Annotated in this window: 10 protein-coding genes and 1 pseudogene; 2 read left to right on the top strand and 9 right to left on the bottom strand. The window is 60.9% G+C overall.

Annotated features, from left to right (window positions below):
- Positions 1 to 260 precede the first annotated feature (260 nt).
- Together hemQ and VGI36_11790 are read left to right on the top strand one after the other, a co-directional pair.
- On the top strand, positions 261 to 1,112 hold the full coding sequence (gene hemQ, locus VGI36_11795) for a hydrogen peroxide-dependent heme synthase (protein ID HEY2485825.1): 852 nt from the start codon (positions 261 to 263) through the stop codon (positions 1,110 to 1,112).
- 68 nt (positions 1,113 to 1,180) lie between these two features.
- Positions 1,181 to 1,489: a hypothetical protein gene (locus VGI36_11790; GenBank protein ID HEY2485824.1), complete on the top strand. Its 309-nt coding sequence runs from the start codon at positions 1,181 to 1,183 to the stop codon at positions 1,487 to 1,489.
- Between the two features lie 113 nt (positions 1,490 to 1,602).
- Here VGI36_11790 and VGI36_11785 read toward each other — a convergent pair.
- From VGI36_11785 to VGI36_11745, 9 genes and pseudogenes are all read right to left on the bottom strand, one after another.
- Positions 1,603 to 1,863 (bottom strand): annotated as a pseudogene (locus tag VGI36_11785) (Rdx family protein).
- A 107-nt stretch (positions 1,864 to 1,970) separates the two neighbouring features.
- Positions 1,971 to 3,647 (bottom strand): methylmalonyl-CoA mutase family protein, encoded by a 1,677-nt coding sequence (locus tag VGI36_11780; protein ID HEY2485823.1) that lies wholly within the window; start codon positions 3,645 to 3,647, stop codon positions 1,971 to 1,973.
- Positions 3,648 to 3,652: 5 nt separating this feature from the next.
- The gene (locus VGI36_11775) at positions 3,653 to 4,156 is read right to left on the bottom strand and encodes a biotin/lipoyl-containing protein (protein ID HEY2485822.1); all 504 of its coding nucleotides are present in this window, start codon (positions 4,154 to 4,156) and stop codon (positions 3,653 to 3,655) included.
- 8 nt (positions 4,157 to 4,164) lie between these two features.
- Positions 4,165 to 5,682: an acetyl-CoA carboxylase biotin carboxylase subunit gene (gene accC, locus VGI36_11770; GenBank protein HEY2485821.1), complete on the bottom strand. Its 1,518-nt coding sequence runs from the start codon at positions 5,680 to 5,682 to the stop codon at positions 4,165 to 4,167.
- A 70-nt stretch (positions 5,683 to 5,752) separates the two neighbouring features.
- Positions 5,753 to 7,282, bottom strand: a complete 1,530-nt coding sequence (locus tag VGI36_11765) for an acyl-CoA carboxylase subunit beta (protein HEY2485820.1) — start codon at positions 7,280 to 7,282, stop codon at positions 5,753 to 5,755.
- A 188-nt stretch (positions 7,283 to 7,470) separates the two neighbouring features.
- A complete protein-coding gene (locus VGI36_11760) occupies positions 7,471 to 8,799 on the bottom strand; it encodes an MFS transporter (GenBank protein ID HEY2485819.1) in 1,329 nt (442 codons plus the stop codon).
- Positions 8,800 to 8,824: 25 nt separating this feature from the next.
- Complete coding sequence (locus VGI36_11755; protein HEY2485818.1) at positions 8,825 to 10,030, bottom strand: cytochrome P450; 1,206 nt, start codon at positions 10,028 to 10,030, stop codon at positions 8,825 to 8,827.
- 152 nt (positions 10,031 to 10,182) lie between these two features.
- Positions 10,183 to 11,406 (bottom strand): cytochrome P450, encoded by a 1,224-nt coding sequence (locus tag VGI36_11750; protein ID HEY2485817.1) that lies wholly within the window; start codon positions 11,404 to 11,406, stop codon positions 10,183 to 10,185.
- 14 nt (positions 11,407 to 11,420) lie between these two features.
- Positions 11,421 to 12,056 (bottom strand): TetR/AcrR family transcriptional regulator, encoded by a 636-nt coding sequence (locus VGI36_11745; protein ID HEY2485816.1) that lies wholly within the window; start codon positions 12,054 to 12,056, stop codon positions 11,421 to 11,423.
- Positions 12,057 to 12,118: the final 62 nt, after the last annotated feature.

Below are 12,118 nucleotides of genomic sequence, written 5' to 3'. Positions count from 1 at the left end.
GGAGATCTCGTGTCTAGTGCACCCACCCCTCGTCCCGAAAGAGCGTGAAACCTGCCTTTGAGAGAATGCGGCAAACACCGACGCGCCCGCGTCCGCGGAGCCAAGACGCACGGAACGGTCGCGAGTCCGGTCGTGGTCGACCAGCGAGCCATCTGCGCCAGCTCCGCTGCAACCACTCGACTTCGCTCGGAATTTAGGGCAACGGGCCATCACAGGTCGATAGGCAGGCCGTTTCGCACCCTGCTAAAATCGGTGACGCTATGAAGGCTGCCGACTCCCCGTCCGGGCCAAAGACACTTGCGGAGGTTACCGGGGCACCGCTCACGCTTGAGGGCTTTGGCATCCTGCACCAGATGTTCCGCTTGTGCCGCCAGCCCTGGCGTGCGATGCCAGAATCGCAGCGCCGCCAAATGGTTGACGACGCGGTCAAAACCTTCACCGCGATGGCGTCGCGCGAGGACGGCGAAAGCGCGCTCTTCGCGGAGTTGGGACACAAGGGCGACCTGCTCGTCATTCACTTCCGTCGCAGCTTCGATGAGCTGAATGCGGCACAGATTGCCGTCGGTGGGCTGCACCTGAGCGACTATCTCGAACCCACGACCTCGTATGTTTCGGTGATCGAAATCGGGCTGTACGAGGCGACCGTCGCGCTTCATGCCCGGCTGGCCGAGGAAAACATCCGACTGCGCACGCAGGAATGGCAGCGGGCGGTGGATGCGGAACTCGCAAGCCAGCGGCATAAGATCGCATCGCGTCTTTATCCGAAGATCCCGAATCGCCGCTACCTGTGTTTTTACCCCATGGACAAAAAGCGTGACGGCGAGCAGAACTGGTATCGCCTGCCGATGGAAGAGCGGCGCCGCCTGATGCACGATCACGGCATGGTCGGACGCCGATTCGCCGGCGAAGTGACCCAGATAATTTCTGGTTCGATCGGTTTCGACGACTGGGAATGGGGCGTGGATCTGTTTGCCGACGATCCGCTGGTCTTCAAGAAGCTCGTGTACGAGATGCGCTTTGACGAAGCGAGCGCGGCATACGCCAGGTTCGGTCCATTCTACGTGGGAATCCGGTTGGCAGCGGCGGACCTGCACAAAACTCTCGCCGTCTGATTCCAAATTTTCGCGAAATCTGCGTAATTTGCGGATTCTCCGAGTCCAGATTCTCCCGGAGCAACGCGATGATCATGCTCACGGTGCATGGCGGGCAAGCCCGCATCGAACACGAGACGCTTTACAACTTTTCTATGCACGGCATCGGCTACGGACACCCCAAGAGGGGACACGGGGTGTACATCGGTACCGATGTATCGACCTACGAGTCGTTCAAAGCCGCCGAGGCGGATCAGACGCAGCCACTCAATCAACACATCCAAGCCGTGTGCCGCGCAAAGTCAGGTTCCCGTGAAGGAATGGGAATCTTGGAAATGCTGATTATCGGAGCTCACGAAAAAAGCGGACTTAAGACCCTGCTCGACATGCATCCATAGGAAAATTAGAGCATCGCATCCGCGTGGGGCGGATGCTGGCTTAGCCGAGGTCGGGATCCTGCAGGGATGAACCCGGCGGGACTTATCAATTCCGCTATTTGGCGCTATTCGCCTCAGCCACGCAGTTTATCGAAGATGCGACTGACGAACCCTGTCGCTTTCTGCGCCTCGGCAGGGACGGGAGGCTCCTTGCCATCCCGGAGCGCCTCGAAAATTGCCTCCACTTCCCCGTCGGCCGGAAAACGGCCGGTCTTCGCCTTCGAGAAAAGCAGCGCGTCATTGACGACCACGTCGAACTGACCGGTCGAGCCCGGCGTGATTTCGGTCGCCTCGCCAAACCGCCCTTCGAGTGATGCAGCCAAACTGGCCGCGCGAGGTTTGTACCCTCAGGCAGAGCAGTAGAGAATCTTGGTCGCCATAGTGCGAGCCTACCCCGATCCGCCGCACGGCTCAAATCTCGCCGCCCAACAAAACCTGAATACTACAGCGTATTGACGGGTTGATACTCGCCAAACACCTGGCGCATCGCATCGGCAATTTCGCCCAGCGTGCACCACCCACGGACCGCATCAACGATTGTGGGCATGACATTCGACCCGTCGCGCGCTGCAGTTTCCACCTGCTTAAGCGCCCGTGCAACCTTGGCCGAGTCGCGCCCGGCGCGCACCCTCGCGACGCTTCCCTTCTGCTTCTCTTCGAGCTCGGGATTCACCTTCAGGATGTCGGTGGGCGGCTCATCGCCGGAAGTGAACTGGTTGACGCCCACGATGATCCGTTCCTTGGTCTCGATCTCGCGCTGGTAGAGATAGGCGGCATTTTGAATCTCGCGTTGCGTATAGCCTCGCTCGATCGCGGCCACGGCGCCGCCGAGATCGTCGATCTTCGAGAGATATTCGGAGGCCTTCTGTTCGAGCTGACGGGTCAGGCTTTCGACCAGGTACGAACCGCCCAGCGGATCGATAGTGTCCGCGACGCCTGACTCATATGCGATCAGCTGCTGCGTCCGCAGCGCCAGCAACACCGAAGACTCGGTTGGTAGCGCGAGCGCTTCGTCTCGCGAGTTGGTATGCAGCGACTGCGCACCGCCAAGGACGGCGGCGAGCGCCTGCAGGGTCACGCGAACGACGTTATTGTCGACCTGCTGCGCGGTGAGGGTCGCGCCGGCGGTCTGCGCATGAAAGCGCATCATCATCGAGCGCTCGTCCTGTGCCCCAAACCTTTCCTTCATGATACGCGCCCACATTCGGCGAGCGACGCGGAACTTTGCAATTTCCTCGAAGAAGTTGTTGTGAACGTTGAAGAAAAACGACAACCGGCTCGCGAAGCTGTCAACCGTCAGTCCCGCCTTCAGCGCCGCGTCCACGTACGCGATGCCGTCGGCGAGCGTAAAGGCCAGTTCCTGTGCGGCGGTCGAGCCGGCCTCGCGGATGTGGTAGCCGGAAATGGAAATCGTGTTCCAGTTGGGGACTTCCTTCGAGGCGAAGCTGAAGATGTCGGTGATGATTCGCATCGAGCCGCGCGGCGGATAGATGTAAGTCCCGCGCGCGATGTATTCCTTCAGCAGATCGTTTTGAATCGTCCCGTTGATCTTGTCCCACCCCACACCTCGCCGCTCCGCCACGACCAGATAGAGCGCGAGTAAGATCGCTGCGGTCGCGTTGATCGTCATCGAGGTTGAGATCTTGTCCAACGGCAGTTCCTCGAGCAGCGTTTCCATGTCTGCGAGCGAGCAGATCGAAACCCCAACCCGGCCGACTTCGCCACTCGCCAGCGGATGATCGGCATCGCGCCCCATCTGGGTCGGCAGGTCGAAAGCCACCGAAAGCCCGGTTTGCCCCTGCTTGAACAGGTAGCGATAGCGGCGATTCGATTCTTCTGCGGTGCCGAAGCCGGCGTACTGGCGCATGGTCCAGAGCCGCCCGCGATACATGGTTGGTTGAACACCGCGGGTGAAGGGATAGTCGCCGGGAAAACCGAGATCGCGGGTGAAGTCAAATCCGTTGGAGTCGGTGGGATCGTAGACCCGATTAATTTCGATTCCCGAGGTGGTGGAAAACTGCTTCTTGCGTTCTGCGCCGCGCTTGAGTGCCGGGGTAAGCTTGCGTTCTTCCCAGCTTTTGCGTGCGGTCGCGATCGTGGTGCGGTCGTCGTCTGTCATGATGGTTACTCGATTACCAGCAGCAGTTCTCCCTTCTCCACCGTCTGGCCCGCCGCTATCTTCACCTCAACAACCTTACCAGCCTTGGGGCTCTTAAGCTCATTCTCCATCTTCATCGCTTCGACGATGATCACGCCCTGATTGGCAGTCACCTCATCCCCGATCGCGACCAACACGTTGACCACCCGACCCGGCATGGCGGCCTTGATCTCGGCGCGTCCGCTGACCTCTCGTGGTCCTTTGCGCGCCCGCAGGGCATGACGGGCGGCATCGATCAAGGTCACTCGTGTCGCACCTAAGCGGGATGCGACAACGATCTCTTCCCCTTCGCGCACCAGGTCGAAATCGAACGAGCGGTTGTTCAGGATGATTGACACCGAGGCCGGTCCGACGCGACGCAGGTCGGCTTCGAAGCGATGGGTCCCGAAGCTGATAGCGTAGGTTTCCGCCGAGAGCTCCTCGACCTCAACCTCGTGCTCCGCGCCCTCGATGGTCGCGATGTAACGCACCGCCGCTCTTATCTCCTCAACATTTCAAGCCGTCCGAAGGTACGCCACGCCGAACCGCGATCGCGCCCGTGGCCGGCAGCGGCCGGTCCTTGCGCGTGATTGGTGTTGCGCTGCAGCGCGACCGCTGCCAGCAGCATCGCCGCGGTACGTGCAGAATCGGCGTCCGGGACGGCATCCGCGTCCGGATGATACTCGCGGCTGATGAAACTCGTGTCGAAATTGCCAGCCAGGAATTGCGGATGGTTCACGATCCAGCGATGGAAAGCGAGATTGGTCGTCAATTCGCCCGTGATCACGAATTCGCCGAGGGCCCGGCGCATGCGGTCGATGGCCTGCGCGCGATCGGCACCCCATGCCGCGAGCTTGGAAATCATCGGATCGTAGAAAATCGGAACCTCGGCACCCGCATAGACGCCCGCGTCATTGCGGATGCCGGGGCCGTCGGGGAACCGCAGCGTCTCGATCTTTCCGGGTGCGGGCACGAATCCGGCCGCCGGGTCTTCCGCATAGATCCGGCACTCAATCGCCCATCCACGCTGGGTAATCTCGCTTTGTTTAAAGGGCAGCGGTTTGCCCGCCGCGATTTCCATTTGCGTTCGCACCAGGTCGATGCCGGTGACCATCTCGGTGACCGGATGTTCAACCTGGATGCGGGTATTCATTTCCAGGAAGTAGAAGTTGCGGTCCGCGTCGGCAAGAAATTCGATGGTCCCCGCACTGCGATAGTTAACGGCTTTGGCCGCCTGCACCGCGACCTCACCCATCCGCGTGCGCATCGCCGGCGTGACGAATGGCGAGGGAGACTCCTCAACCACCTTCTGATTACGGCGCTGTATGGAACACTCACGCTCGAAGACGTGAACTGTGTTGCCCTTCTGATCCGCGAGCACCTGCATCTCGATGTGCCGCGGATTGCCGACAAATTTCTCCACGTAAAATCGCCCGTCACCGAACGAGGACTTTGCCTCACTCGAGACGGTGCGTACCACCGAGGCCAGGTCGCGGTCGCCTTCCACCAGCCGCATCCCTTTGCCCCCGCCACCGGCCGCAGCCTTGATCATGATCGGGAAGCCGATCTTCTTGGCGATCGCGCGGACTTCCGCCTCCGTCTCCAGCGTCTCTGGAGAACCCGGCACCACCGGGACGCCCGCCGCCGCCATCAGCTTGCGCGCCTCAACTTTGTCCCCCATTTTTTCGATCGCTTCCGGGGGCGGGCCGATCCAGACGATTCCGGCTTTCTCGACCGCGCGCGCAAAGCGTGCGTTCTCGGAAAAGAACCCGTAGCCGGGATGAATCGCGTCGGCACCGGTGCGCTGGGCGGCATCTAGAATGCGATCGATTTTCAGGTAGCTCTCGGCCGCTGGCGCAGGGCCCACCAGCACCGCCTGATCAGCTTCGCGCACGTGCAATGCCGCGCGGTCCGCTTCCGAGTAAACTGCGACCGATTCCAGGCCGAGATCGCGGCACGCCCGGATTATGCGGACCGCGATTTCACCGCGGTTGGCAATCAGCACTCGTTTAAACATTTGATCTCGGGAGCACTCGACCTCAGATCTTTGCGGACTCCGGGGTGAAGCCTGGTGACGACATTCGGCCTTACAGCGGAATATTGCCGTGTTTACGCGGTGGATTCTTGTCGCGCTTGTTTTCCAGCGCTTTGAGCGCCGAGATAACCCGCGCACGCGTGTCACGCGGCATCAGTACTTCATCGACGTAGCCCAGTTCGGCCGCCTTGAAGGGGTTGGCAAACTTCTGACGGTAGTCTTCAATCAGGCGGGTACGTTCCGCCGCCTTAATTTCATTTCGATTGAGGATGTTGATCGCCTGATCAGGCCCCATGACCGCGATTTCGGCGGTCGGATATGCAAAGTTAAGGTCTCCTCGGATGTGCTTCGATGACATCACGTCGTAAGCACCACCGTACGCTTTGCGCGTGATCACCGTGACTTTGGGAACCGTCGCTTCACAGAACGCGTAGAGCAGCTTGGCGCCGTGCCGGATGATGCCGCTGAACTCCTGCGCGGTGCCGGGCAGGAAGCCGGGAACGTCGACGAAGGTTACCAGCGGAATGTTGAATGCATCGCAGAAGCGGACAAAGCGCGCGGCCTTCACCGATGCGTCGATATCCAGACAGCCCGCCAGAAACGCCGGCTGGTTGGCGACGAGGCCGATCGAGTAGCCTCCCAGCCGCGCGAAACCGACCAAGACGTTGCGCGCGAAATCTTTTTGAATCTCGAGAAAATGCCCCTCGTCCACGACCCGGCGGATGATTTCGCTCATGTCGTAGGGCTTGTTCGGGTTCTCGGGCACGACCGAATCGAGCTCGGCATCGCGCCGCTCCGGATCGTCGGTTGTGGCAACGAAGGGCGGATCTTCGACGTTGTTAGACGGCATATAAGACAACATCTCGCGCACCAGCAGCAGCGCACCCTGGTCGTCATCCGCTTCCAGGTGGCAAACACCGGACTTCTGCGCGTGGGTGTCCGCCCCACCCAGCTCCTGCATCGTGACGTCTTCGTGGGTCGCCGCCTTAATTACCTCGGGACCCGTGATGAACATGTACGAGGTATCGCGGACCATGAGTATGAAATCCGTCATCGCGGGGGAATAGACGGCGCCGCCGGCTGCCGGTCCCATGATGACCGAGATTTGCGGAACCACTCCCGACGCCAGTACGTTACGCAGGAAGATGTCGGCGTAGCCGGCTAGGGAGACGACTCCTTCCTGGATACGCGCGCCGGCGCCATCGTTGAGTCCGATAACCGGACATCCGGTCTTGGTAGCAAGGTCCATCACCTTGCAGATTTTTTCCGCGAAAGCTCCCGACAGACTCCCGCCAAAGACCGTGAAGTCCTGGGAGAAGATACACACGCGGCGGCCGTCGATAGTGCCATACCCGGTCACCACGCCATCGCCCGGGATCTTCTGGACGTCAAAATCGGCGATCCGATGGGTCTTGAACTTGTCGAGCTCGACGAACGAGGCACGATCGAGAAGAAATTCGATACGCTCACGGGCCGTCATCCGACCATTGGAGCGTTGGCGCTTGAGGCGCTCCTCACCGCCCCCGAGCTCGGCCTGGCGCGACAATTCCTGGATGCGATCGAGGTTTTCCTTAAGTCCCATGCTCAATTTCCGGGCAACAGAAGATCATACGGCGCGCGAACCCGCCGGTGCAACGCGAGCGCCGCAGAATAGATACCGTATGTTCACGTACGGTTAAAGGCGGAGAGAGAGCAGGCAAGCTGAGGTCCGACCCCGGGAGCATCGCGCCCGCGATCCCCGCCGGCAGGCCAGAGCAAACTCTGGGGTGGTCAGACCGTCGCGCCGGTTTCCTGATATTCCGGCGAAATCGCCTCGAGTTCCTTACCCGCCGTCTCCGGAAAGCCAAGGTACATGATTAGCGGAGCGATCATCCAGATCGCGGTCAGGTAGGTGACGGCGGTCCAATGGGAGTGAGTGTAACGGTAGAGCAACCCTTCGAGCAGAAATCCGATCGCACCGCCGGTGGTTCCCGCAACCGCAAGCGCGCTGCCGGCGGTCGATCGATGCGAGGTCGGGAACAACTCGGCGGCATAGGCTGAGAAAATCGTGCTCGCCGCGGTGTCAAAAAACAACCCCAGGATCCATGCGGGAATTACGCTGCGCCCCGCCGCGTTGTAAACCCAGATGGTCATCAACGGCGCGAGCAAATAGCACAGCGAGCCCATGTGCCGGCGCCCGAAGCGATCGCTGAGCCGCCCCACGATGATGTTGCCCATGATTCCGACAGCGCCACCGATAAAGAAGAGCTTGGTCACGTCCCCGGGGGAATAACCATGCACGTTTTGCAAGTACAAGGGGAAAAAGAACCCTGAAGCGTTGCCGCCCATATTGCCGAGAAAGGTCACGCTCAGCAGCATCAGCAATCGCCTGGGGTAGGTGCGCAACAGTGCAACGAACGGTCGTGTGAGACTCGATAGGCGCTGCGCGCTGTGAGTGGCTTCCTCGAAGCGGTGGCTCTCCGGCAAAGCTCGGCGCAGCGGGATGATCAGGACCAGCGGAATCAGCGCGAGCGCGTACAAACCACGCCACCCGTACGGGATCACGTTGACGAATCCAAACACCAGCGCCGCGATTCCGTAGCCGACCGAGGCCAGCGCGCCGAGCAGGCCGACAGTCCATCCTCGCACCCCCGCGTCGACCTCCTCGACCAGAATTACCAGCGCCACGGTTGCTTCCGCGCCCGCGAATGCGCGCGAGAGGACCTGGAAAATGACGAAGGTACGCTCGTCGGGCGCGAGAGCGCTCAGCCCGGTGAACACGGTGTAGCCAAAGATCGTGTAGAGCAGGAGCTGGCGGCGCCCGAAGACGTCCGCGAGCGGGGTTATCAGCAAGGAAAGCAGGTAGCCGAGCCTGATGAAAGAAGCCATCAAGCTAAGCCGCCCTTCCGCGATCTTGAGTCCTTTCTGAATCTGCTTGAGCGCCAGGCTCAGCAGTGCGCGATCGTACTGATCGAAGAATCCCGCGGTAATGGCGATCGCAAATACCCGCCATTGGCGGCGCGTGAAATCCGGGGTCCGTCCGAACAGGCCAAAGTGAATACTCCAGCGCTCCTCGTCGCGGGACGGCTCCAGCGCAATCGCGGTCTGAGCATCACTCATGGAACTTGCGGGCGCGGAGGCGCGCTCAGCGAATTTCCATCCTGAGGGAATCCAACCCGCGCAGGAAATACGAACCCTTGTAGGTCAGGGGTGCCGTGGGATCGGCGAGATGGAGCTTGGGAAAGCGCCGCAGGGTTTCACCGATAGCGATCGCTCCCTCCAGCCGCGCCAGTGGTGCGCCGATGCAAAAGTGCACGCCTTGCCCGAACGCCACGTGGTCATGCACTTCGCGGGTTATGTTGAAGCTATCCGGGTCGGGAAACTGTGCCGGGTCGTGATTCGCCGCCGCCACCAGGACGAAGCATTCGGCGCCCGCCGGTATCGCGGTGCCCCCGATTTCTACGTCGGCGGTGGCGCGGCGTGAGGTCGCCTGTACCGGTCCGTCATAACGCAGCATCTCTTCGATCGCGCGGGGACCGAGTTCCGGACTGCGCCGCAGCAACTCCATCTGGTCCGGATGCCGCCCGAGCGCGAGCATCCCGTTGCCGATCAGGTTGGTAGTGGTTTCGTTGCCGGCCAGCAGAAGCAGCATGACGAAGGCAATAAGCTCTTCGGCGCTCATCGCCTCGTTATCGACGTGAGCGGCAACCAGCGCGCTGATCAGGTCCGGACCGGGCTGGGTGCGGCGCTTATCGATTTCGCGGGCGAAGTACGAGCGTAGCTGGTTGGTGATCTCAACCACGTCGTCCGGAATCGGCTGACCGGGAAGCGTGTTTCCGCCGGCGATGATGATGTCAGACCATTCTTTGAAGGTCTGATATTGCTCAGGTGGAACGCCCAGCATCTCCGCAATCACCATTACCGGGAGTGCGTTGGCCAGATCGGCCATTATCTCGAAGCTTCCCCGGCCCTCGACTTCATTGAGCAGGCGGGTGGCGATTTCGCGAATCCGGGGCTCCATCTCACGAATTCGCCGGGGAGTGAAGTCGCGGGAGACGAGGCGGCGGAGCCGAGTCTGCACCGGCGGGTCGGAAAAGAGCATGGTCGCGGCACCGCGGAACAGTCCACGTTGCCGGACTTCAGGGCTGAGCTGCTGCACGCTCGAAAACCGCGCGTGGTCGCGCAAGATAGTGGTGACATCCGCGTAGCGCGTGACAATCACGGCGGGTTGGCCGAACAGGTCGATGGTGCGCGGAGAGCCGTCGAGCAGCGCCTGGTAATAGGGGTAAGGATTGTCGCGGAACGACTTGTCCCACGGATTGAAGTAGATTCCAGTCGATTGAGCTTCCATCTGGTGATTTCAGTCTCCTTGGCTAATTCCGACGAGCCGCCCAGACCAATGGCAAGCTCGATGCCACTTTAAAAAAGGCGCCCTGTCTGGCAAATCCGCGGCGCCCGACGCAGTGACGAGGCTGCGTGCAGTCGGTTGGCTACGTAGGCGGATCAATCGATCGCCATTTCCAGCTGCGCCAGGCCCCGCAGGAAGTAAGAGCCTTTGTACTTAAGCGGCGCCTCGGGATTCGCCAGACGCAATCCGGGAAAACGTTCCAGCATGGTTGCGATTGCGATCGAACCCTCGACCCTGGCCAAGCCCGAGCCCAGGCAGAAATGTATGCCTTCGCCGAACGCCAGGTGGTCATTCGGATCGCGGGTGATGTCGAACTTGTCGGGGTCCGGGAAGTGCGCGGGATCGCGGTTGGCGGCCGCGACCATCACGAAGACCCCGGTGCCCGCCTTGATGTCGGTGCCGCCGACGTTGGTGTCGCAAATCGCGGTCCGAAACGTGGACTGCACCGGACCATCGTAACGGAGCATCTCGTCGATCGCGCGCGGCATCAGTTCAGGTTTCTGACGCAGCAGTGACATTTGAGCCGGATGACGACCCAAAGCTAGCGTCCCGTTGCCAATTAGGTTGGTGGTGGTCTCATTGCCGGCTAAGAGCAGCAGAATCACGAACGCCAGTAGCTCCCCGGCGCTCAAGGCTTCGCTCTGTTCATGAGCGGCGAACAGCGCGCTCACGAGGTCCGGTCCAGGCCTGCCGCGACGTTGCTCTATTTGTGTCGAGAAAAAGTCCCTGAGCTCGCTCATCGCCAGCTTGATGTCGTCCGGCATGGGCATGCCGGGAAGCACATTATCTGCCTCGACGATCTTGTCGGACCAGTGCTTGAAGGTCTGGTACATCTCCGGGGGTACGCCGAGCATCTCGGCGATGACCATCACCGGCAGTGTGTTCGCGACGTCGGCCATCACATCGAGGCTTTCCTTGCGCTGGGCCGTGTCGACGAGTTGGGCGGCGATTTCGCGGATGCGGGGCTCCAGCTCACGAATCCGCCGCGGCGTGAAGTCCCGTGACACGAGCCTGCGCAGCCGAGTGTGCACCGGTGGATCCGCCACGAGCATCGATGGGTCATGGCCGAAGAGGTTGTTTTGCTCTTCGAAGCCGCTGGTGGCGAGCTGCGCGCTGGAGAAATTTGCGTGATCGAGCAGAACCGCGCGGACGTCGGCGTAGCGCGCGACCAGCGCCATGTCCACTACCAGGTTGATGATCCGCGGAGGCCCGGCGAATAGCGGCTGATAGTGCGGATAGGGGTTTGCGCGGAAGCTCTCATCCCATGGGTTGAAGTAAATTCCGGCGGAGTCGGTAGTCGATGGCGTCGCAGCAGCCATGTCTGTTTCTCCTTTTAGTTAGGATCATCCGATGAGCGGACGGAAACTAGAATCGAGGTGGCCAATTTCTTAAGCCACGAGATCGCCCTCACAGACGCCGGCGGATCGTCGCCAGCGGCAGAGTACAGTTCGCGCTCGAGCCCTAGCGCTTCAAGCTGGCCGAACACCAGATCGATAAGCGCGTCCAATTCCTCCTCGTGCCCCGCCGGCCAATCGAGGATCTGCCCGAAACCAAGGCATATTTTCTCGGTGAGTCGCTGGCCGGCAGTGAGCACGAGTTCTCGCAGCGTCGGATCGGTGCGACTGGCAACCACCAGCTCCAGCCAGGCGTAGAAGGTCGGCCCTTTGAACACCGGCCATAAAAGATCGATCAGGCCCTCTAGCCGATTGACCGGATTACCGGCGGGTAGCTCGCTCGATAAGATGCGCACCTCTTCGGCGCGCAGATCGAAAACGTACTCAAGAGCTTTTACGACCAACTCATTCTTGGTCGGAAAGTGATGGAGCTGGGCGCCGCGCGAAACCCCCGCCCGCGCCGCTATCTCGACGGTAGTGGTTCCCGCGTAGCCTCGCTCATGGAGACATGCGACGGTCGCATCCATCAATCGTCGGCGCGTCTCGGCGCTCCGTTCTTCTTGAAGGTTAGACATTTCTGAACCCTTGTCGCTCCCCCTATACCATCATTCCAGACTGATGCAAACAGTCGTGACTG

Source organism: Candidatus Binataceae bacterium (assembly GCA_036495685.1).
In the GTDB taxonomy this organism is placed as follows: Bacteria; Desulfobacterota; Binatia; order Binatales; family Binataceae; genus JAFAHS01.
The sequence above is the reverse complement of the archived record's forward strand: the minus strand, read 5'-3'. Positions and strand labels throughout refer to the sequence as shown.

What these genes read in the sequence shown, in the direction of transcription:
- hemQ (HEY2485825.1), top strand. Translation starts at nt 261, where the DNA reads ATGAAGGCTGCCGACTCCCCGTCCGGGCCAAAGACACTTGCGGAGGTT.
- VGI36_11790 (HEY2485824.1), top strand. Translation starts at nt 1,181, where the DNA reads ATGATCATGCTCACGGTGCATGGCGGGCAAGCCCGCATCGAACACGAG.
- VGI36_11780 (HEY2485823.1), bottom strand. Translation starts at nt 3,647, where the DNA reads ATGACAGACGACGACCGCACCACGATCGCGACCGCACGCAAAAGCTGG.
- accC (HEY2485821.1), bottom strand. Translation starts at nt 5,682, where the DNA reads ATGTTTAAACGAGTGCTGATTGCCAACCGCGGTGAAATCGCGGTCCGC.
- VGI36_11765 (HEY2485820.1), bottom strand. Translation starts at nt 7,282, where the DNA reads ATGGGACTTAAGGAAAACCTCGATCGCATCCAGGAATTGTCGCGCCAG.
- VGI36_11760 (HEY2485819.1), bottom strand. Translation starts at nt 8,799, where the DNA reads ATGAGTGATGCTCAGACCGCGATTGCGCTGGAGCCGTCCCGCGACGAG.
- VGI36_11755 (HEY2485818.1), bottom strand. Translation starts at nt 10,030, where the DNA reads ATGGAAGCTCAATCGACTGGAATCTACTTCAATCCGTGGGACAAGTCG.
- VGI36_11750 (HEY2485817.1), bottom strand. Translation starts at nt 11,406, where the DNA reads ATGGCTGCTGCGACGCCATCGACTACCGACTCCGCCGGAATTTACTTC.
- VGI36_11745 (HEY2485816.1), bottom strand. Translation starts at nt 12,056, where the DNA reads ATGTCTAACCTTCAAGAAGAACGGAGCGCCGAGACGCGCCGACGATTG.